Origin of the sequence: Pedobacter heparinus DSM 2366 (assembly GCF_000023825.1) — a bacterium.
In the GTDB taxonomy this organism is placed as follows: domain Bacteria; phylum Bacteroidota; class Bacteroidia; order Sphingobacteriales; family Sphingobacteriaceae; genus Pedobacter; species Pedobacter heparinus.
The window spans coordinates 1,611,726-1,634,184 of sequence record NC_013061.1; the positions used below are offsets into that span (position 1 = coordinate 1,611,726).

Genomic DNA, 22,459 nt, shown 5'->3' on the forward strand with positions numbered 1-22,459 from the left:
GATAATTTGTTAAACAACCCCGCTAGTGTAAGTGGGGTTACTAGGTTTTTCTTCGTAAAAACTAGGCCGGGCAGTAGGAATATAAAACCGTTTTCATTTGGAATATCCACTTTTACCAAGTATTGTATTCATTTGCAAGTCCGCAAAAGCACTCCAATCCTTAACATCGACTTTAGCTAACTGTTTCCAGTTCTTACCTTCCTTTTTGTAAATCAATATCGGTGCAGGAAACTCCATCTCCTTTTCTCCGGGGAAATATGGCTTCTCAGTAGGGTCTACCAAGTATTTGCTTTCCATCAGAAATGCATAAATAGTAAAGTTCTTTTGCACACTCTCATTGATCGCAATCTCTCTAACTTTCTGATACTCTATATCGATATTTTTATACTTCCTAATATAGGTCTTCCATTTGTCAAAACCATAATTAGGTTTACAGATAATCCTTGCAGTTCCTTTCTTTGAATCAAAATAATGCATCAATGGCACGGCGGAAATCTCCTTGTTACTTTTAAATGAAGATGACATAGGGCCACTCCAGCATAATAATTTTTTTTGGTCTTTAAAAAAGTCAACTTTGGGAACAGAATGCTGTTGAGCAAACAAGTTTGCTGATATAATCAGGAAACTTGTTACAACAAAAATATGCCTTATCATATTTATTATATCTTTCGTCAAAGATATTAATTAATTAATCATTAATTTTTGATCTAAAAAATCAGTCCAGTCCACATGATTTTTAAAAGTCTCACTATTAATAGTCGATCAAACTATTAAGGCAATTGAATAATTAACCATTCCCAAAGATTAGGAATTTTTAAAAGGCGCTACAGGAAGTTATATTAATGAAGAAATGCCTGCAAGCAGATTTGTTGCAGTGCAATTAATTGGGCCGATTAAGCCTCTACAAGGTTACCGAGGATTTTTGCGATATTTTTGGCATCATCAACGCCACGGTGGTGTGGGCCTTCTTTTCCAGAGTGTACAGGCTTCACTTAATGATATTCCATGTTCTTCAACCATCTGAGGAGTGATAGAAGTAAGTCTGGTACAAAATTCACTAATTTCGGATCTTACGGGCTTTATCAGAATACCTTCGCTCGAGGTTATTTTGCCTGTTTCTGTATTCAATTTATAAATGCCGATTTCGATGATCTCGCTTTGCTGTTTTTGATAATCGTCATCGAGCTCCCAGCAAGTATCCATATTCTATCCTGCGTATTCGGCCATCGAAAGAAAATGTTTTTTAAACATGGGGTTTATAATTGAGTAGCGTGTTGGTTTGTCCGGTTATCCAAAGTTTACTAGAATACTGGAGAAAAGCAAATGTTAATTCAGCATGGATAATAATTGAGTATATCTTTTCACGGGCTGCATAATTTCCGCTGAAGAAGCGAAAAAGATGCTATACCCGCTCTAAGAATGCAGAATTATTGATCAAATGCGGGGTGGGCTTGTCTTTCCCTGTTTTATTTCAATACTTCTTCAATAGTTTTTCCGATTGATCCGCTTGGTGGCTGTATGTTTAAAAGTGCGGCGATCGTTGGGGCTATATCCGTCATATAGGTTTGCTTATTTGATTTGCCGTGTTTTATTCCCCAGCCCATCCACACTAATGGTATATGTGCATCGTAGGGATTCCATGCACCGTGTGTAGTACCTGTTTTGGAGGTTCCTGTATACCATCCAGTCTGTAAAATAAGCTGGACAATTCCGCTGCGCTGCCTGTTGTATCCATTAATTATCCGCTCTTTAATTGCTGCGGGAATACTGGTGGTTTGGATTTTTTCCATGTCTACAGCCCATGCAATGCCATCCTGTTTTTGAAAAAATTGAATGCATTCGTTTTTAATGGCTTCTGCATCAAGTCTGTTCTGCTCAATAATTGTATTGTTGAGGTGTACCTGATTATTGATGAGGGTTAATATGAGGTTTTCCCGTCCATATTTTTCTTTCAGAATGCTATTGATCTGTTTTAAACAACTTCCAGAATTCCATAGGTCACCGGGCAGTTTATGGTCCTGAAGAAAAAGCGGATTGTGTGCACCTCCGTGATCGGCACTTAAGAAAACAGTGTAGTTGCCTTTTCCGAGTTTAACGTCCAGATAATTAAAAAAATCAGCCAGATCCCGATCAAGACGCAGGTAAGTATCTTCAACCTCGATGGAATTGATGCCAAACTGATGGCCAATGTAATCTGTTGAGGATAAACTTACCGCCAGAAAATCGGTAACCGTATTTTGTCCCATCTGTTCATTATCGACAGCTGCCTTAGCCATATTTAAGGTTAGGGTATTGCCAAAAGGGGTAGACCTGATGAGTGCAGGACCCATAGTTTTTTCTATTTCGGCAAGTTTAACCGGAAATACAGGCTTGTCTGTTCCTTTAAATTTTCCTTCGTACTTACTGTTATCCTGGTCACTTTGCACATAAGTATTGACAGGGTATAAGGTATTCCAGTCCTGGCTCAGGTATTTTTGGATTTGTTTACCCGCATTAAATGCCTTAACCCATGCAGGAAGTTCCTGCATGTAAAATGTACTTGTTATCCAGTTTCCTGTAGCATCATCCAGCCAGTAGGCAGCATCTGCAACATGTCCGGCCGGTAAAATACCACCACGGTCTTTTAATGCAATGCCGATTACTTTGGAGCGAAAGTTTGTAGCTAGTTTTAGCTCGTCGGTAATAGTGGAGGATAGCATATTACACGGAGACATTTTACCGGCAGGACTGATACTGCCGACAGTTTGTACGGTACTGTCGCCTGCGCAATACATTGTTTTTCCTGTTTGCTGGTTGATGAAGTCGTTGCCTGCAATGCCATGAATGGCTGGAACAGAGCCGGTGTATATGGAGGTATGTCCTATTGCCGTGTAGGTTGGCAAATGACTGATCATGGTATTTTCGCAGGTAAAGCCTTCGTTCAGCATCCTTCGGAAGCCAGCCTGTCCGTATCGGTTATAAAACCTGTACAGATAGTCCCAGCGCATTTGGTCTACCACAATGCCAACTATCAGTTTGGGCCTTTTTAATGTGGATTGAGCTGGCGAAGTTTGGCGGGCAAACAGTGTTGTTGCAAGTAATAAGAAGGCTGGCAACACGAAGTGTTTATATTTTGTATGCGGCATATTGTGTTTTGTTGGTGCAATATTTAATTGATTAATTTGACCAGACGGATGCTGTTGTTGGAATGGTCTGCTATATAGATGTTCGACCCCTGGATAACCAGATCGGTAGGCTGATTGAATTTGGCTATTGTGCTTGTTCCATTTTGATAACCAGGTATAGTTCCGGCTAAGGTGCTAACCTGGCCGGATGATATTTTTCTGATCCTTGAACTGATCAGGTCTGCTACATACACATTTCCGGATACATCGACAGTAACACCATAAGGGTCTGAAAATTTGGCTGAACCAGCCGCGCCATCTGTAGTGCCCGAAGTTCCGGTGCCAGCTAAGGAACTGACTACTCCCGATGTGGTGATCTTTCTGATCCGATGGTTTAAACGATCGGCAACATAAATATTTCCGGATGCGTCGACATCTACACCTGATGGGTTTTTAAATTGTGCAGCTGTGCCTGTTCCATTGGTATAACCTGCTGTTCCGTTTCCGGCAATTGTAGTTACCACACCTGCTGCTGTTATTTTGCGGATGCGGTGGCTGGTATTGTCGGCCACAATTACGTTGCCAGAGGGGTCAATGGCCACATCAAGCGGTTGCATAAACTTAGCGGCACTCCCTGTTCCATCTGCATAACCGGCTGTACTTCCGGCAAGTGTGCTTACGATACCTGCCGGAGTGATCTTCCTGATCTTAAAGTTGTCCCTGTCTGCGACGTATACATTGCCTGTTGCATCGACAGCAACTTTCCATGGTCCGTTAAATTTAGCTATACTGCCGGCCCCATCTGCAAAGCCCGCCACTCCGGTACCTGCAAAGGTACTCACTGTTCCGGTAGAAGTGATTTTCCGGATCACATTGTTGTTTTTATCTGCAATGTACATATTACCTGATGCATCAATAGCAAGACCTTCGGGGCTATCGAAACGGGCACTGGCTTTAGCTCCGTTCACTAAGCCGGCAGTTCCTGTACCAGCGTAATTGCTGACCAGCACCTTACTGATATAGACCAGCCAGGCATTGGCAACGGCACGTGCGGTACCGTCTGAAGGCTGATTCCTTACCTGTAATAAATTGGTTACCGGGTTTCTGGTCATAAAAGTAGAGGAGCCGCCGCCGTCCAGGTTTACAGCATTTTTTACATTAAAAGCCATAAAAGCACTGGTAAGCTGTGCATAGTTCATTCCATTGGAATAGGGGGCGTCTCGTCCATCTATTACTACAAAATATACGATGCCGTTGTCATCATATCCAACTGATGTTCTGGGATCGATTGCCGTGTAAGGTTGTGAAACAGGAAGATGATTGTTTACCAGCATTACTCCGCTGCCAGTACTGTTGTAAAGCTGGCTGCTGAGGGCGGCATAACCACTTTTAAAATCGATAATCGGAACATTATTTTCTGTTACGCCAAAGAAACTGACTGCCTGCTGGGGTTTCAGGGTATTGTCATTAAAAGTGCTTTTGACGATGCTACCATTTTTATGTACAATACCCATAGGAATACCGGTGCTGGTATCAAAAAAATCGCCGTTTATGCCTGCTATCACCATATGGGTAGCGGTATCAATTTCGGCCGCCTGTGCAGGTACGGTTTGCCTGGCATATGCCGGAAGATTAAAAGGTGTAGCTACTTCCATGAATACCTGGGGTTCGTTGAGGTTAACTTTCAGAATAAACAGGTGCATGGCTTTGCCGGCGGTATCGGTATAATGTATATCTGTTTCTGTTACACCTGGCGCAACAGTGATTTCATCATCTGAAATCACTGTGCCGATAAGACTCGTTTCATCTATCAGTTTTTGTGTCAGGCTGGAGTAGGACAGTGTAGTTACAGCTGCCGATCCACTGCGAATCGGTTTCTCTTTTAACAGGACCTGATCAATCTGTTTTGTACAACTGAAATGTATGACAGAAACAATAAGAAAAACCAGTGCTGTTCTGCTTATGGTAAGATTAAAATATTTCATGGCTTTTCGCTTTATTTGATTAACCTGATCATGCGGATCCTATGGTTGGTTACTTCGGCTACGTAGATGTTTCCTTTAGCATCTATATCAAGATCGGTTGGCTGATTGAATTTCGCGTTTACACTTAATCCATCTGCAAAACCTGCCGAGCTGCCTGCCAATGTGCTGACCTGCCCTACAGGAGTAATTTTTCGGATTCTGGCATTGGTCAGTTCCGCTACAAGAATGTTTCCGCCTGCATCAACCGCAACGCCATAAGGATCGGCAAATTTTGCAGTAAGTGCATCTCCGTCTAACAACCCGGTTGTACCTGCACCGGCAATAGTACTAACTGTACCTGCAGGAGTTATTTTCCGGATGCGGTGGTTAAGCCGGTCGGCCACAATGATGTTTCCTTGCTGATCGACGGTAAGCCCTGATGGATTTCTGAATTTGGCCTGTACACCTGTAGCATCCAGGTATCCGGCAGTGCCATCACCTGCAAGGGTTGTTACCGTACCGGATGGGCTTACTTTCCGGATGCGGTGTGCGGTATTGTCTGCCACATAAATGTTTCCCTGCGCATCGGCTACTACATCCAATGGCTGCATAAATTTAGCTGCACTGCCGGTCCCGTCTGCAAAGCCTGCCGTGCTTCCTGCCAGTGTAGTTACAGCGCCATCAGGAGCAATCTTTCTGATCTTAAAGTTATCACGGTCGGCGACAATGATATTTCCCAGCGGATCTATAGCTAATTTCCAGGGAGAGCTGAATTTTGCTGCAGTTCCTGTTCCATCGGCATAGCCTGCGGTTCCATCACCAGCAATGGTGGTAACTTGTCCTGCCGGGCTTATTTTTCTGATGGTATGGTTCTGACGGTCGGCTACAATAACGTTACCCTGTGCATCAACGGCTAGGCCTTCCGGATTTCTGAATTGAGCATCGGCAGCAGCGCCGTTGAACAGGCCTGCAGTTCCGTCTCCGGCAAAGGTACTTACGATATATTCTGATGCCGGGGCAGCTTTATAGGTAAATACAGGGCCTTCTGCAGATTGCCCGTTTAGGGTAATGGTTACCTTTCCGTTACCTGCATTTGAAGGGCTTACTACCTGTAACTGTGTGGCAGAGGCTTCAATAACCACCGCATCTACACCATTAAATTTTACAATGTTGGCTGCAGGGTTGCTGCTGAAGTTTTTTCCGTTAATGGTTACGATCATAGCAGCCTGGCCGTTATCGGGCCATAGGGAAGTGATTTTAAGTTTTGCTGAAGTAACCGGGGCTTTACTTTCTTTTTTACAGGATGTAAAAAGGAGTGTGGCCAATATGATAAAGATGGATATTCTGTTCATGAGCTTATGTTTTAATAACCTAAGGTTTTGATTTTGATAGGATTAACCAGGAATTTGCAATTGCGCGCGGAGAACCGTCGGAAGGTTTGTTACGGATTTGCCACACATCTACCCGGGGATGTTTGATCATAAATGTAGAAGAGCCGCCACCATCAAGGTTTACTGCATTCTTTACACCAAATGCATACATGATTTTCCCCATTTCCTGGTAGTTGATGCCATTGGAATTGTAAAAATTGCGACCGTCTACGACGATGAAATAGACCAGGTCATCGTCTGTTATTCCAACTCCGGTGCGGGGATCGACGGTTGGGATGCTCTGTGTTATTTTTTTATAATCCTTAACCAGAAATACCCCTGCGCCGAGGGCTTCTTTGAGCTGACTCTTTATTGTGGGGTAATCGGTTTCTTTATCGCCGATATAAGGTTTGCCATTTGCCAGTATACCGAGGAAACTGAGACCTTGCTGGGGCTTATCTGTATTGTCTGTAAAGGCAGGTTTAATTGCTACCCCTTTTTTATAAATGATACCCAGAGGCACATAACTGCTGGTGTTGAAGAAATCTCCGTTTATGCCTGCGATAACCCTGTTGTTGGCCGCATCTACATATTTGGCCATTTCAGGTACTGTTTGTGAGCCATAGCCTGGTGCATCGTAAGGCGTAGCGGCCTGGAGTTTGACATCCGGGTTTTTAAGGTCAATTTTTAAAATAAAAATCTTTGTGCTAAGACCTCCGCTCTGGCTTTGGTAATGGATATCAGTTTCTTCGACTCCGGGCTGGATCTGGAAAGTTGTATCTGAAAAAACATTGGCCATTACATCAGAATTTTGTTTGATCTTTTCTGTAAGCGCACTGAATATTCGGAGATCGGTTTGCTGGGTTTGCTCTTTTTTGCAAGCTACAGATACCAGAAAAAAGAACATCAGCATTAATGTGGATATATTTTTTGTGAACATTGGTCTCATATTTATGATTTATACCTATTTTGATTAATTACCATAACCTGGATTTGGCACAAGCAGATTGTTTAGCACCAGTTCTTTTTCGGGTATGGGCAGTTTAAACTGTGCATCGGTAATGCCCAGTTCTGTTTTAGCTTTTTGAAGGCGTACAAGATCGTACCACCTGAAGCCTTCGGCCAGAAGTTCCTTTCTGCGCTCCAGCAAAACAGCATTGATATAGGCCGCCTCGCCTACGGGATTTACATCTGGCAGTCCACGGGTGTTTCTCAGTTGATTTAGCCGGCCCAAACCGCTTAAACCCTGCGCTTCTGCGCTGATCAGATACATTTCTGCCAGCCTGGTAACAATAATGGGGTCTGTTCCTGACTGCCCACTTGGATATTTATTGATCACATTATCACTTCCATATACATCGATAGACATGGCTTTTCTTTTATCACCATCTTCAAACAGTTGCATCACGTCACTTGCAGGTGCGTAAGCATAACTTCCTTTAACAGGATGTGCGTAGGTGTAAAAAAGGGTACTGATGGCAATGCTGGATTCGGCAGTGAGGTTTTTAAAGGCAAAGATCTCTTCGGTATTCTGCTGGTTGCGGAAGATCTTTTCAAAGGTATCCAGTTTAAAATTGCCGGCGGTAATGAGCTGTTCTGCAAGAGTTGCTGCCTCTGTCATTTTTCCCTGTGCAAGTTTTACCCGGGCCATTAGTGCCTTTGCCGCATCTTTAGATACATAGTAGTAATTGTTGTAGTTTGGGGCCTGGGCAATTGCCTGGTTAAGCTCTGACTCGATAAAGGCCCAGACTTCTGCTTCAGTATTTCTTGCAACATTTGCAGTTGTATTTTTTTGCAGCACTGGTACGCCACCCCAGCGGGATACCAGATTGTAATAAATGTACCCCCTGAAAAAGTGAGCAGTGCCTAATATTTCCTCTTTTCTGGTGGAAGCATCCATATCACTGGCAGATTCGAGTAATACATTTACCTGGTAAAGTGCATTATAGTAACCGTTCCAGGAGGAACTCATCATGGCTTGTTCCGGGCGAAGTATACTGTTGATTAACTGGATTGGGCCTCCGGTTCCTCTTGCTGTGATCAGATTGCCCCCAATCAGATCTGACATGATATAAGATTCGCGACCCGGTGCATTTTGCACCTTACTGTACACTCCGTTCAGGAAAAGCTCAACATCTTTGGCTGATAGATTGGCTGATGAGGCCGCTGAATGGGGGTAAAGGTTAAGCTGTTTCTGACAGGAGAGGCCTGTGATTGACAGGATGATAAGTAAAATGAATATTTTGATGTTCATGACTTGAAATTTAAATGCTAAAAAGTAAGGTTGAAGCCAAGGTTAAATGACCGGAGCTGTGGCATAACCAGGTTATCATCACCCAAAAATTTTGGGTCGGTATTGTCATTTACTTCAGGGTCAATGCCCGAATACCTGGTAAGCAGGAACAGGTTGTCTGCCTGGGCATAAACCCGTAACCGCTCCAGCTTAAATTTAGAAAGCAGGGTTTTGGGCAGATTATAGCCAATGCTCAGGTTTCTTAACCTTAAATAAGATCCGTTTTCGAGGAAGCGGGTAGAGTTGTAGGTGTTGTAGGTATTGCCGTTAATTGCCCTGGGCACGGTATTGCTGGTTCCTGGTCCTGTCCACCTGCCATTGGCTTCGCTTTCAAGAAAAGGAAAATAGGTTCCTGCAAGCCTGGAAACATTGATGCGCCATGGGGCATATACTTCAGCTCCGTAGGAGTAGGTGACAGAGAAATTAAGGTCGAAATTGCCATAGGTAAAAGAATTGTCCCAGCCGCCAAAAAAATCCGGGTTAGAAGAGCCTACAATTAACCTATCCTTAACGTCTATAGCCCCGTTGTTGTCTACATCTTCATATTTCACATCTCCAGCCCTTATACCCGTATCGTACAAAGATTTTGGCACTTCGGCATCGCTTTGGTAAATACCGGTCTGCTTATAAATATAGAAGCTCCCTACTTCGCTGCCTACCCTTAGTACGCGGTTTGCACCGATAAGCAGGTCTTCATTACCGAGTAATGAGGTTAGTTTGTTTTTGATAAAGGAAATATTGAAGTTCGAATTCCACAATACCTTACCTAAGGCATAATTGGTATTGATCCCTAATTCAAGGCCTTTATTTTTCATGGAACCGATATTGGTGGTGAGGCTGGTAAAACCAGTGGTTCCTGCGGTTGGTTTTTCGTACAGGAGGTTGGTGGTATTTTTGACAAAATAATCGGCAGTGATGTTGATTTTTCCTTTAAACAAGCCGAGCTCTAAACCCGTGTTGAACTGGTTTGCAGACTCCCAGGTAAGTTGATCGTTACCAAAACCGGTAATGGCCAGTCCACTGGCATTGTTGTAGTTGTAACCCCCGCCGGCGAGCGCCTGATAGGCATAATTGCCAATACCTTCCTGGTTACCGGTTTTGCCATAGCTGGCTCTGAGTTTAAGATCTGTACCGGAGAGCATCCAAAAACTTTCTTTAGACAGTTCCCATCCTGCAGAGACAGAGGGAAAATATCCATATCTTTTTTGCCTGGAAAAACGGGATGAACCATCTGCGCGCATAGAAACTGATAGCAGATATTTATCTGCATAGGCTAGGTTGGCACGGCTAAAATAGGACTCCAGTGCATTTTCTGACAGGCCTGTGGAGGCCGCAGTGATGGTTGCCGCTACAGAGTTGACATCAAATGACGCAGAAGGGAAACCACTTCCGTCGACAGAATTGTCTGAAGCCCCGATTTTCTGGAAGGAATGGCCGGTCAGTACTGCAAGGTCCAGTTCGCCGAATTTATGGTTATAGTTTAATGTATTTTCGAATACGATATTGGTATTTAACCGGGTATTGTCTATCAACCTTCCAGAACCGGTTCCGTAAGGGTGATTTTCATTGTAATAGACATAATCATGGGTATAGATAAGATCTGTTCCGACAGAGGATTTGAATTTTAAGTCTTTTGTAAAGCTGAGCTCTCCGAAAAAATTACCTAAAAAGCGATAGTTGTCGAGGTAGGCTTTTTGTTCGTTAAGGATTTGTACGGCGTTGTTTCTTAACAGTTCTGAGGTACCACCTACATAGTAGTTGCCATCTGGTTTATAGGGACGGTCAAATGGTCTTTGTTCTAATCCACGCGCCAGCACTGTTGAGCCTAAGTTTGAACCTGGCACCCTGTTGTTATGAGAATAGCTCATATTGGTATTGGCGCCAACTTTAAGCCATGAAAATACATTCTGGGTGAGATTGATCTTGGCGGTGTATTTTTTGAGACTGTTTGTTTTTATGGCACCCTGCTGGTCCAGGTAACTTCCGGAAATGAAATAAGTGCCCTTGTCTGAACCACCTGAAAAAGACAGGTTAAGGCTGTTGGTATTAGCAGTTTGCAGTACCAGATCGAGCCAGTCTGTATCTGGAAGTCCGGGGTAGGGGTTTTGGATGTATGGAACAAAATTACCGACACCAGGTGCATAACCATATTGAAGGTTGTAATTGTCTATACCTTCATTGATTACGTTTACATAGGTCTTTGAATCGGCCATTTTTAACTTGCTGAGGTGGGGTACCTGCTGTATACCTGAAAAAGCATCTATATTCATTTTTGATTTTCCGCTTTTTCCGGATTTGGTGGTAATGAGTATTACACCATTGGTAGCTCTTGATCCATAAATAGCTGACGAAGCAGCATCTTTTAAAACATCTACCGACTCGATGTCATTTGGGTTCAGTTCGGCAAGTGGGTTCATATCTTCTCCGAAATTGAACAGCGCTGCATTGTGAGACCTGACCGGTACTCCGTCTATCACATATAATGGCTCATTGCTGGCGCTTAGGGAGCCGATTCCCCTGATACTTACCCGGTTCGCACCACCCAGGTTGCCTGAGCCCGATGATACCATTACCCCGGCCATTTTTCCCTGTATCAGCTGATCGGGCCCCAATACTGGTCTTGAGTTTTTTTCTGTTGGCTTGAAGGAACTTATGGCGCTGGTAATGTGTCCGCGTTTTTGGGTTCCATAACCAACCACCACAATTTCATTTAAACCTTTTGTGCTTTCTCTAAGTACGAGGTTTATGGTTGTTTTTCCGGCTACAGGAATTTCCTGGGTAATAAAGCTGAGATAAGATACAACCAGTATGCTATGCTCATTTATGTTTTTGAACGAAAAATTGCCATTGATGTCTGTTGATATTGCCTGATTGGTGTTTTTTACAATAATAGATGCACCCGAAAGAGGAGCCCCGGTTTCATCAACAACCTTACCGTTAACATCAATATTACGGAAAGCTGCAGGTTCAGTGTTTTTAAGTTGCCCCGCCTGCTCCATCTGTTGTATGATTATGGTTTTGTTTTTGAGCGTATAAGAAAGCCGTTTTTGGGGAAAGAAGGTACCCAAAACTTCTTCAATTGTGGCTTGCTTATAATTGATGTCATTTACGCCTGCTGTTTTGATAATGTCCATCTGGCAAAGTATCATGTACCCGGTTTGTTTCGTTATTTCTTCAAATACAGCTTCGATGGTTGCAGCCTTTTTGGACAAGGTAATTTTTTGCCCAAACCCGGCTGCACTTACCTGGAGCAAAACTGTTGTCATTAGCAAAATAGTTAGTTTCATAACTAGTGGAATGGGAATGCGGCGTTTAGGCCAACACAAAATTTTAGTATAAATTTTATACATTTGGATAGTTTGAATTGTGAATGAATAGATTGTCGAAAATTTATTGGGCATAAATTTGAACGTATTAGCCAGAGGTGTTTGCCGCACTTCTGGTTTTTTTTCAAATTATTTCAAACATGAGGGTTATGGTTCTGTATTTTTCTGTGCCATGGCATTTTGGTTTTGGTTAAGTTTTATTTTTATTTATGGTAATACAATGATTTTTTTGCCTTCTATTTTAAAATTTGCAGCTCCGGTAAGGGTGATCATTTCCAGGACTTCTGATACACTGCCATATTTGGTTATGGTGCCCCATACTGCCTTGCCAGAAACATCGGCCTGGTAAATCACTTCTACATTATACCATCTGGAGATGGCTCTCATGATATTTTCCAGTGGTTCGTTTCTGAACATAAATTCACCGTTTTTCCACGCTATTGCAGTTTGCGGATTGATACCTGCAACTTTTATATTGTCTTTTACAAGTGCCTGTTCACCTGGCTTTAAAATAACTTTATGAACTTTTCCAGTGGTAATGACCCTTACACTTCCTTCCAGCAAAGTTGTTTTTACTGTTGGCTCGTCTGCATAACTGTTAATGTTAAAATGGGTTCCTAAAACTTCGATTTCCTGCCTGATACTTTTTACACGAAATGGTATGGATTTGTTATGTGCAACTTCAAAATAAGCTTCTCCGGTAAGCGACACGGTACGGGTATTGCCTTCAAAATTAGTTGGGAAGCTAATGGAAGAGGCTGCATTTAACCAAACACGGGTGCCGTCTGGTAGAACTACCTGGTAGGTGCCACCACGGGGTGTCGCCACGGTGACCATTTCAGCCTCAATAAGTGAAGTTGTTCCTGTTGAGGTAGTATTGTTCGAAGTGACAGCGGTATTATCATTATATCTCAAGTCATCACCAATTATCACTCCTGTTTTTGCGTCACTGAGGACAATACTGTTTCCATTGGCAAGTGTTAAGGTGGCCGAATTCTTGCCTGCAATGATGTTGTTTGCGTAAAGTTTGTCTGATAAACGCTCAGTTTTAACGGGCTTTTTTGAAATTTGTATCCCAACACCTACAACTATAATTATTGCAGCAGCAGCTGCTACTTTAGACCAGGTTATTTTAAAAGGACGTTGTTGTTTTAAAGGTAGGACTTTGCCAATCTGCTGTAAGTTTTTAACTAAATCTTCGTCGGCTATTTCATGCTTGCTATCCTTTACCTGTTGAATGTACCAGCTTTCCAGCAATGATTTTTCATACGGGCTAAGTTCAGCTGTTTTATACTTTTCTAAAAGTGCTATAATTTCTTCGTCTTTCATATGCAGGATTATTATCCTCTTTATATGACTAAGACGGGATGATGGACAAAAGGTATTAGATGAATTGTAAAATACTAGATAATAGGCAGGATGGTAATAATATAATTGATCTTTAACTTTAGAATCTTTACGGCATTGTATACTTGTTGTTTCACAGTTTTGTCTGATATATCCAGCCGTTCTCCAATTTGCTTATAGCTCAGATCTGTAAGTCTGCTCATCTCAAATACCTTTCGCATCCGTTCTGGAAGTGCTGATATTTCTTTTTCAATAATGATATTCAGTTCTTTCATTCTGATCTGATCTTCTGTAATGAGCTGGCCATTTAGGGCAAAGTCACGGATTGAATCCAGATAATTGTTTTCTACTTTCTGATGTGCAATGAAATCAAATATCCTGTTGCGTACAGACTGGTAAAGATAGGATGAAAGCGAGGTAGTAAGTATAATTGTCCCTTTTTTTTGCCATAACGTAAGAAATAACTCCTGTATAATGTCATTTACTTCTTCCTGGTCGTTGATCAGACGAATGGCATGTTTGTATAATATAATCTTATAGCGCTCAAATATTTCTGTATAAGCCAATTGATCGCCTTTGTTTAGCATGGCTACCAGTTCAAGATCAGTAAATTTGCTATACTTTGCCATTTAACTATGTTACTCTAACTGCAATGTCGCAATTATTTTCAAATTAGCGTATAAATTATGACAGGTATATTATGCGGTTGTTAAGTTTAAAAATTCGCAGTAAAAATAGTAAACTTAGGATGTCCACTTACCAAGTTGTCATCTACTAACATAGGTTTGCAGTTTTTGGGATAAATTCCAAGTATTTTAGTAACCGGAGTTTCTTCTTCAAATTAGCAAATATTGCCATCAGCTTCTGTTATGGTACTGGTGAATTTAAAAATATTTTATGGCTATATTGCTGTAAGGCAATTAAATGATACTGGAATTTTAAATGTTCTTCGTCAATCACATAGAGTATGGTTGACTTTGGTCTGGCTAGAAATATTACATATTGTTGGACCGGAAGCTTGTATTTTCGCCGCAGCACTGGGCATTGTATACCTTGTTATTATTGGCCAGGGCAATATGCATGGCCGCAATTTTTAAATTATGAAGACAACAAAAAAGAGATTTTCAGCGGGAGGAGCATCCCTCACAATGAGGCCGCAAGGCTCATCGGTAGCCGGACGAGCGGAGTGGCAAACCTGCCCCCAATTTGCTGAATGCTTATATGGAGGTGTATATCTCTTTTATTGCACTGGACAGGAAACAGATTGCCAATAGCTGTTATCTGGGGAATTTCAATTTGTAATACGAGTATTAAAAGCCTAAAGTATCAAAGATCTCTCCCCTGTTAAGTCGCCCGTTTATTTGGGCGATCACTTCTACTTTTGCATTCAGGCAGAGGGCATGGTCCGGCATGCGGTATATGTCCTGATAAAATAGGAGTTTTAACCCTTTTTTTTCTGTCCGGAGTTTTACCGTGAAAGTATCTCCACTGGTAAGCGATTTTTTAAAATCCATTTCTATTCTGGATACCATTACCAGGATACCTTGTGCTGTTAGGGTCTTAAAGGAAATGGATTTTGAGAGTAGGTACTCATGGCGTGCATGTTCTAAATAAGACTGGTAGACGGCATTGTTTACAATGCCCTGGATATCACATTCGTAATCTCTTACTTTTAATTGAATTTCAAACAGGTAATCTTGCATATTTTGTAAAGATCATAATATATTATTGGATAGTAAATCAAATTACCTAATTTTCTGTTCTCTCAGGTCTTTTGCAATCCCTTTGATAAACAGGTAATTTACCGTTCCGCCAATTACCCCGCCAACAACAGGTACCAAACGCCGACTTGCCTTAGAGCCTATGCTCATCAGGATTTTCTCGGCAACTTCTTCCATTACATTTTTACTGATGGCCAGCTTGGTATCGGCTTTAACAGATGATGCTACGATTTTGAAAAAATCCTCAAAGCGGATTTTATACCTACCCGTGTTATGATAGGAAATGGCCAGTGTTACGCGAAACTGTTGCATAATCAGGTTGATCACATCCAGGGGCGTGCCAATCAGCATGGTACTGATCCCACCTACACCAGTCAGCGCGCCCGAACCTGCCGCCAGTAATGCACATTGATTGATAAACTTATCAATGCCCATCGTATCTACTCCCTTTTTGATGCCCAGCTGGTCTATCTGGTTAAAGATTTGCTTAAAACCACCTTCGGCAAGGCTTGTAAAGCTATTCCTGACATCTTTTTTGATTTTTTTAAAGTTAATCCGCTTCCAGGATGGTAAGTTCATTTCTTTTTATTTGATATCAGGGTATGTACTACTTTCATGCCAGAATAAATACCAGGTCAATCTTTTTCCAATGCTTAGGAAACCCACAGCCTTAAACCCACATTTCAACGATTGAATCTGCCTTTATAACTACCCTTTATTTCCTGTTTCATTTTACCGGCATATATTTAATCATCGGTTCAATAAAATTGATCTGGCATTTGAAAGGAGGAAAACATGAAAAAGTATAATCAATTTGACTGGGAGGTGAGTGTACTCTTTGACAGGTATCCCAACGGTTGTGGAAAAGAATGTTACTGCAGCAGCCCTGCCGATGATTGCGGCTGTGAGGATTGTCAGAAAAGACATGCTTATAAGGTCTATTATAGCCCGGCTTTGAAGTCGTTTAAAGATTACAGGCTGAATTAAACCTGTTGGAACAAAACAGGCAGAGTAAGACGGCATAAATAGATAATTCGGTACAGACCTGCCCTGGTTATTTTTTGTGAAATATTATTTTGAATTGATCTGGTATTTTGATTAAACCTTCGGTATTCCATGTAGTCCAATGTTATTTGAGTATAGCTTCAGATATTTGTGATTCGCTCCAGTTTTTTGTATAGAAACAAATAATTTTCATTGCTTTATGGACACAAGTTTTTTGTTGAATATTAAACGCCTGGATGATTATTATCGGAACTTAAGGTTTCAGACCGGAATCTGGAGCCGCCTATTGTGGCTGGACAATGGGAAGGAAATGATCTTTGTTTCTTCAGGTACTGTTTTCGACCCGGAGCACTTTTCGCAGGACGGATGGATCCTGCTCTTTAATGAACTTTTTTTGCAAGATTTTCTGCAGCGTTATCCCGAAAGTTATAACAATGGCTTATTGCTGGAAAAGGGGCTGGGCCATTCGGTTATCCCCTTAAGCGAATCCCTCAGGAAAGAGCTGAACGACCTGGCAGGTTTGTTAAGCAGAGCTATTGCACAGGGACAGTCTGAACTTTATCTGCAATCCTATGCAGACCTCATCCTGCTGAATGCCAATAATACTTATGCAAAGGTAGTGCGGTAGGAATACATTTATATCAACTAAAAGTAATAGTAATTTTGTTGTTTTGCTAAATATTTTAGTATAGCTTTGCTGTACCTAAGTTTTTATTTTTATGTCTTCAGATAAGCACATCATCCACATGGATCTGGATTCTTTTTTTGTATCAGTAGAGATTAAAAAGAACAGTAAACTGGCAGGTAAACCCGTTATTGTTGGTGGCTTGTCAGATCGCGGAGTGGTTACTTCCTGTAGCTATGAGGCAAGGAAATACGGGGTTCATTCGGCCATGCCCTCAAGGCTGGCCCGGCAACTGTGCCCCCATGCTGAATTTGTGAGAGGAAATATGGACGATTACAGCGAGCATTCGCGGATGGTGACCGAGATTCTGCAGCAAAAGGTACCTGTTTTAGAAAAGGCATCGATTGATGAACACTATATAGACATGACAGGTATGGAACGGTTTTATGGCTGCATGAAATTTGCCCGTGAGCTAAAGGAGCAGGTATTTAAGGAAAGTGGCCTTCCGGTTTCTTTTGGCTTGTCAGTTAACAAAACAGTTTCAAAAATTGCTACCAATGAATGTAAGCCGAACGGGGCATTACAGGTGGAACAACTGGAGATACCCTCATTTTTAAACCCGCTGTCTATCAAAAAAATACCGGGACTGGGTGCAGCCACTTTTTTGAAGTTAAGCGAAATGGGGGTTAGAAAGATCCATACTTTTGCGCAGATTCCCCAGCAGCAGGTATATAAGGTTTTGGGAAATAATGGCTTGTCATTGTGGCAGAAGGCACATGGTATAGATCATACTCCGGTAATTCCTTACAGGGAACAGAAATCGATCAGCAAGCAGCAGACTTTTGAAAGCGACAGTATAGATTTTACACAGATCAGGCAATTGATCACCGGAATGGTTATAGAGCTGGCCTATGAACTACGGAAGCAGCAAAAACTAACAGCTTGTGTTACCATTGTGATCAGGTATTCCAATTTTGAAACCATTACCCAGCAATGCCGCATTCCTTATACTGCGCTGGACGACACGCTGATTGTCAAAGCCAAAGAACTTTTTGAACGTGCCTATACCCGAAGGATGCTGATCAGGCTGGTAGGAATCAAATTGTCTGCATTGGTAAACGGTTATGAACAGATTGATTTGTACAGTGCTTCAGAGGAAAAATATAACCTGTACCAGGCCATGGACAAGATCAGGAACAGGTATGGCGAGAAGGCGATAGCCCTGGCCTCTACACTCAGCATCAAATTGTAGGCTATGTTTTTAAATGTCCACTCTTCCTATAGCCTGCGTTATGGCACCATGTCTGTAGAACAGCTTGTAAAAGAGGCAGTTTCTTTGGGAATTGAGCAAATGGCCATTACAGATATCAATAACTCTACCGGGGTAATGGAATTTATGCGGGAATGCAGGGCGCATGGTGTCAGGCCGATCGGTGGAATAGAATTCAGGAAGCAGAATAAATTGTTATATATCGGTATAGCCAGGAACAAGGAAGGAATGAAGGAACTGAACGACTTTTTGACCTTTCATAACTTCAGCAAAAAGGAATTGCCCGCCAGGGCAGATGCGTTTAAAAATGCCTGTGTGATCTATCCTTATCAAAGTGGCATAGCAGTCGGGACAGATGATTTTATAGGCATCCGGCCAGGGCAGTTGAACCTGCTTTACGGAAGGGACCTGAGCCAGCTGAAGGATAAGCTGGTGGTTTGGCAGCCGGTAACGGTTTACAACCGTTTACACTACCGCCTGCATGAATACCTGCGGGCAATAGACCTGAATACACTGCTTACTAAGGTTGATGAAGGTAATAAATGCAGGCCGGACGAGCATTTTTTGCCCCCCGGTGAGCTGAAGCATTTGTATGCCGCTTATCCTTTTATTCTTGAAAATACAGAAAAATTAATGGCGGGTTGTACCCTTAATTATGTAAACAAAGAAAGAAGGAACAAAAAGACTTACAAAGGGAGCAAGGCAGAAGACAAACTGCTGCTGGAACAGCTGGCTTGGGCCGGACTTGAGCAGCGTTATAAAGGTGAAAATCATGAGGCCGCAGAACGGCTGAAAAAAGAACTGGAAGTTATCGAAGAGCTTGATTTCTTTGCTTATTTTCTGATCACCTGGGACATCATCCGCTATGGCAAAAGTAAGGGCTATTATCATGTAGGCCGGGGATCAGGGGCAAACAGTATTGTGGCTTACTGCCTGTTCATCACCGATGTAGACCCGATAGAGCTGGATCTTTATTTTGAGCGGTTTCTGAATAAGAACCGCAGTTCGCCCCCGGATTTTGATATAGATTATTCATGGGATGAAAGGGAAGATATACAACAGTATATTTTTAATACTTATGGTGAAAAGCATACGGCCATGCTGGGTACGATGAGTTCATTTAAAGACCGCTCGGTCTTCCGGGAGATCGGGAAGGTAATGGGATTGCCCAAAGCAGAGATCGATGATTTCCTAGATCCTGTAAAACAGGAAGAACACAAAAAAAATCCTGTTTATAAAAAGATCATGGCTGCGCATGGCATGATGGAGAAAATGCCTAACCAACGTTCTATACATGCCGGGGGGATATTGATTTCGGAAGATCCAATCACTTATTATACCGCGCTGGACCTGCCCCCAAAAGATTTTGCCACGGTACAATGGGACATGTACGAAGCAGAAGCTATAGGGCTGGATAAATTTGATATTCTGAGTCAGCGGGGCATTGGCCATATTAAAGAGGCCGTGCAGCTCATCAGGCAAAATACGGGTGATGTGGTCGATATCCATGATACCAGGAGCTTGCTGAAAGATCCCAGACTTAATGGTTTGCTGAAAGAGGGTAGCAGCATTGGCTGTTTTTATATCGAATCGCCCGCCATGCGGCAATTGCTGGTCAAACTGGCTTGTGAAGACTACCTTACACTGGTGGCAGCCAGTTCCATTATCAGGCCCGGTGTAGCGCAATCTGGTATGATGGCGACCTATATTTACAACTATCACCATCCTGAAGAAGTGAAATACCTGCACCCGATTATGGAAGAGCACCTGAAAGATACCTATGGGGTAATGGTTTACCAGGAAGATGTGATCAAAATCTGTTACCATTATGGAGGACTTGATCTGGCAGATGCTGATATCCTGAGAAGAGGAATGAGTGGAAAGTACCGTTCAAAAAAGGAATTTGACCGCCTGATAGAGAGTTTTTTTATCCATGCAAAGAAAGAGGGCAGGGATGAGGAGGTAACCAAAGAAATCTGGAGGCAGGTGGCTTCGTTTGCCGGATACAGTTTTTCTAAGGCCCATTCCGCAAGTTATGCGGTAGAGAGCTATCAGAGCTTATTTTTGAAGACTTATTACCCTAAAGAGTTTATGGTTGCTGTACTCAATAACTATGGAGGCTTTTACCAGCGTTGGGTATATGTGCACGAGTTACGTAAAGTAGGGGCCGTAGTACACCTGCCCTGTGTAAACCACAGTGAAGATGTTGTAAGCATCAATGGGTCAGATGCCTACCTGGGTCTGATTGGTATTCAGGGGCTGGAGAGCCGGCATATGACCCTGATCCCCAAAGAACGGAGGGCCAATGGTCTGTATAAAGGATTGGAAGATTTTGTACGGCGTACAGGAATCACACTGGAACAGGCCATCCTGCTCATCAGGATCGGTGCATTGCGCTTTACAGGTTCCAGTAAAAAAGCCTTGCTCTGGGAGGTGTACAGTTACCTGGGCAATAAGCAACCGGAAGTACCCTCACAGGAACTTTTCCGGATGGAAAGCAAAGCCTGTGTGCTTCCGCCCCTGGATTCAGACAAACTGGAGGATGCATATAATGAACTCGAACTGCTGGGCTATCCGGTAAGTATGGGAATGTTTGACATGCTGAAAACAGACTACAGAGGTGATGTGAAAGCTTCAGGTTTAAGAGCATATATTGGTCAAACTATAAAAATGGTAGGTTTGTACGTCTGCGAAAAAACAGTGCACACCAAAAACAACAAAAAAATGTGGTTCGGTACCTTTTTAGACGCCGAGGGGAATTTCTTTGATACCACACATTTCTCTACCCATACACCTGTATACCCTTTCAGGGGAAAGGGCTGTTACCTGATATTGGGCAAAGTGGCGACAGATTTTGGCTTTCCAAGTATTGAAGTGTTCCGCTTTGCCAAATTGCCCCTGGTAGATAACCCGGTAATGGCTTAAAAGGGATAGGCTGTTTCAGTCTTGATCTCGGACATTACAAAAAAACTCTGGACCGTGCCGATATTACTAAGCTGTGCCAGTTTGCTCCTCAGAAAATTGTGATAGGCATCCATATCAGAGATCACGATCCTGAGAATAAAGTCGAAAGCCCCTGTCATGTGGTAGCATTCCATCACTTCCGGAAATTTTACCACCTCTTTTTCAAAGCCGCTCAAAGCACTGTCGGTATGTTCTTTTAGCTGTACCTGCGAATAGGCAATCAGGCTTTTGCCAATCTTTTTGCCATCCAGAATGGCTACCGAGCGTTTGATATAACCTTCCGTTTTTAACCGCCTTACCCTTTCATGAATGGTAGCAGTAGATTTGTTCAGTTCCAGTGCCAATTGCTTATTGCTCAGCAATGCGTCCTGTTGCAAAAGCCTTAAAATACCAATATCTGTTTTGTCGAGGTCTCCCGTATTCATTACCTTTAATTTGATGAAAGTGTACCAGTTACACTGAGATTTCGAAATTAATAAAAAAATAAACGCTGAAACTCAAATTTCCGTAAAAAGTGCAAATTTTATGACGTATTTCCGTAAAATAGTCGGAAATAAACAAAGTCCATTGATCTGAAATTCAATTCTTCTGACCTTGCCTGCGATGAGACAATTAAAGATAGAGCAGTCCATTACCAACCGGGATTCGGACTCGATAGAAAAATACTTGTATGACATTGCAAGAATTGACTTACTAAGCGTTGAAGAAGAGATTGTGCTTGCCCAGAAGATCAGGAAGGGAGACCAGTCGGCATTAGACCGCCTGGTAAAAGCCAACCTGCGCTTTGTAGTATCTGTGGCCAAGAAATATCAGAACCAGGGCATCCGTTTGTCCGACTTGATTGCAGAAGGAAACCTGGGGCTGATTAAAGCTGCCCAAAGGTTTGATGAAACTAAAGGCTTTAAATTCATCTCCTTTGCCGTCTGGTGGATCCGTCAGAGTATTATGATCGCAATTGCCGAACAGAAACGTATCGTCCGTCTGCCTGCAAACCAGATCGGTGGAATCATGAAGATCAACAAGGCTATGGCTGACCTGGAACAACAGCTGGAACGGGTACCCAGTTTGGAAGAAGTTTGTGAATTTATTGAACTGCCGGAAGAAAAGGTGGTCGATTATCTGCACCACGCCCCCATGACAACTTCCCTGGATACAGTAATAGCAGAAGAATCTGGTTTTACCCTTGCCGAAACCATAGAGGATACCAATGTAGAAAAAACAGATACTACGGTATTGCAGCACTCTGTTACTGTAGATGTGAAGCGACTAATGAGAGGACTGCCGGAACGCGAAAAAGAAATCCTGTCCATGTTTTATGGTTTGGGTGGCTATCCGGCCATTGGCCTGGATGAAATTGGCGGTAAGATGAACCTCGGTAAAGAACGGGTAAGGCAGATTAAAGACAAAGCCCTGAAAACATTAAGATCGGAACAACCAAAAGCATACATGATGGAATATATCTGATATATT

The 22,459-nt window shown here is 42.5% G+C and carries 19 protein-coding genes; 6 read left to right on the plus strand and 13 right to left on the minus strand.

The genetic code is table 11. The features are described 5' to 3' along the window. Positions 1-93: 93 nt before the first annotated feature. From PHEP_RS06775 to PHEP_RS06825, 10 genes are all read right to left on the minus strand, one after another. Positions 94-675 carry a hypothetical protein gene (locus PHEP_RS06775; protein WP_143715709.1) on the minus strand — a complete coding sequence of 194 codons (582 nt, stop codon included), beginning with the start codon at positions 673-675 and terminating at the stop codon, positions 94-96. A gap of 267 nt (positions 676-942) precedes the next feature. Further along, positions 943-1,203 carry an exonuclease domain-containing protein gene (locus PHEP_RS06780; protein WP_012781515.1) on the minus strand — a complete coding sequence of 87 codons (261 nt, stop codon included), beginning with the start codon at positions 1,201-1,203 and terminating at the stop codon, positions 943-945. A 263-nt stretch (positions 1,204-1,466) separates the two neighbouring features. Continuing rightward, positions 1,467-3,125, minus strand: coding sequence for an alkaline phosphatase PafA (gene pafA, locus PHEP_RS06785; protein WP_012781516.1), 1,659 nt, complete (start codon positions 3,123-3,125; stop codon positions 1,467-1,469). A gap of 23 nt (positions 3,126-3,148) precedes the next feature. Then, positions 3,149-5,089: a phosphodiester glycosidase family protein gene (locus tag PHEP_RS22280; RefSeq protein WP_012781517.1), complete on the minus strand. Its 1,941-nt coding sequence runs from the start codon at positions 5,087-5,089 to the stop codon at positions 3,149-3,151. 11 nt (positions 5,090-5,100) lie between these two features. Then, the gene (locus PHEP_RS06800) at positions 5,101-6,420 is read right to left on the minus strand and encodes an SMP-30/gluconolactonase/LRE family protein (protein ID WP_012781518.1); all 1,320 of its coding nucleotides are present in this window, start codon (positions 6,418-6,420) and stop codon (positions 5,101-5,103) included. 19 nt (positions 6,421-6,439) lie between these two features. Further along, positions 6,440-7,378, minus strand: a complete 939-nt coding sequence (locus PHEP_RS06805; RefSeq protein WP_036673858.1) for a phosphodiester glycosidase family protein — start codon at positions 7,376-7,378, stop codon at positions 6,440-6,442. A gap of 33 nt (positions 7,379-7,411) precedes the next feature. Beyond that, on the minus strand, positions 7,412-8,692 hold the full coding sequence (locus tag PHEP_RS06810; RefSeq protein WP_012781520.1) for a RagB/SusD family nutrient uptake outer membrane protein: 1,281 nt from the start codon (positions 8,690-8,692) through the stop codon (positions 7,412-7,414). 17 nt (positions 8,693-8,709) lie between these two features. Then, positions 8,710-11,997: a SusC/RagA family TonB-linked outer membrane protein gene (locus PHEP_RS06815; RefSeq protein WP_238326447.1), complete on the minus strand. Its 3,288-nt coding sequence runs from the start codon at positions 11,995-11,997 to the stop codon at positions 8,710-8,712. A 267-nt stretch (positions 11,998-12,264) separates the two neighbouring features. Then, positions 12,265-13,386, minus strand: a complete 1,122-nt coding sequence (locus tag PHEP_RS06820) for a FecR family protein (RefSeq protein WP_012781522.1) — start codon at positions 13,384-13,386, stop codon at positions 12,265-12,267. 74 nt (positions 13,387-13,460) lie between these two features. Beyond that, on the minus strand, positions 13,461-14,033 hold the full coding sequence (locus PHEP_RS06825) for an RNA polymerase sigma factor (RefSeq protein ID WP_012781523.1): 573 nt from the start codon (positions 14,031-14,033) through the stop codon (positions 13,461-13,463). A gap of 222 nt (positions 14,034-14,255) precedes the next feature. On the opposite strand from PHEP_RS06825, the gene PHEP_RS06830 reads away from it, so the two are divergent. After that, positions 14,256-14,501 carry a hypothetical protein gene (locus PHEP_RS06830; protein WP_143715711.1) on the plus strand — a complete coding sequence of 82 codons (246 nt, stop codon included), beginning with the start codon at positions 14,256-14,258 and terminating at the stop codon, positions 14,499-14,501. A 213-nt stretch (positions 14,502-14,714) separates the two neighbouring features. Here the strand turns inward: PHEP_RS06830 and PHEP_RS06835 are convergent, their stop codons facing one another. Both PHEP_RS06835 and PHEP_RS06840 read right to left on the minus strand, forming a co-directional pair. Continuing rightward, positions 14,715-15,107 carry an acyl-CoA thioesterase gene (locus tag PHEP_RS06835; protein WP_012781524.1) on the minus strand — a complete coding sequence of 131 codons (393 nt, stop codon included), beginning with the start codon at positions 15,105-15,107 and terminating at the stop codon, positions 14,715-14,717. 42 nt (positions 15,108-15,149) lie between these two features. Beyond that, complete coding sequence (locus PHEP_RS06840) at positions 15,150-15,704, minus strand: hypothetical protein (RefSeq protein ID WP_012781525.1); 555 nt, start codon at positions 15,702-15,704, stop codon at positions 15,150-15,152. A 216-nt stretch (positions 15,705-15,920) separates the two neighbouring features. Between PHEP_RS06840 and PHEP_RS06845 the strand changes: the two genes are divergently transcribed. The 4 genes from PHEP_RS06845 to PHEP_RS06860 all read left to right on the plus strand — a co-directional run bounded on the left by PHEP_RS06845 (position 15,921) and on the right by PHEP_RS06860 (position 20,950). Continuing rightward, the gene (locus tag PHEP_RS06845; RefSeq protein WP_012781526.1) at positions 15,921-16,112 is read left to right on the plus strand and encodes a hypothetical protein; all 192 of its coding nucleotides are present in this window, start codon (positions 15,921-15,923) and stop codon (positions 16,110-16,112) included. 217 nt (positions 16,113-16,329) lie between these two features. After that, complete coding sequence (locus tag PHEP_RS06850) at positions 16,330-16,758, plus strand: hypothetical protein (protein WP_012781527.1); 429 nt, start codon at positions 16,330-16,332, stop codon at positions 16,756-16,758. 91 nt (positions 16,759-16,849) lie between these two features. Further along, positions 16,850-18,007: a DNA polymerase IV gene (gene dinB, locus PHEP_RS06855; RefSeq protein ID WP_012781528.1), complete on the plus strand. Its 1,158-nt coding sequence runs from the start codon at positions 16,850-16,852 to the stop codon at positions 18,005-18,007. A gap of 3 nt (positions 18,008-18,010) precedes the next feature. Then, positions 18,011-20,950 (plus strand): DNA polymerase III subunit alpha, encoded by a 2,940-nt coding sequence (locus PHEP_RS06860; protein WP_012781529.1) that lies wholly within the window; start codon positions 18,011-18,013, stop codon positions 20,948-20,950. Here the strand turns inward: PHEP_RS06860 and PHEP_RS06865 are convergent. Continuing rightward, positions 20,947-21,414 carry an Lrp/AsnC family transcriptional regulator gene (locus tag PHEP_RS06865; RefSeq protein WP_012781530.1) on the minus strand — a complete coding sequence of 156 codons (468 nt, stop codon included), beginning with the start codon at positions 21,412-21,414 and terminating at the stop codon, positions 20,947-20,949. The genes PHEP_RS06860 and PHEP_RS06865 overlap by 4 nt on opposite strands. Positions 21,415-21,592: 178 nt before the next feature. Here PHEP_RS06865 and PHEP_RS06870 point away from each other — a divergent pair, with 178 nt between their 5' ends. Then, on the plus strand, positions 21,593-22,453 hold the full coding sequence (locus PHEP_RS06870; RefSeq protein ID WP_012781531.1) for a sigma-70 family RNA polymerase sigma factor: 861 nt from the start codon (positions 21,593-21,595) through the stop codon (positions 22,451-22,453). Positions 22,454-22,459 lie beyond the last annotated feature (6 nt).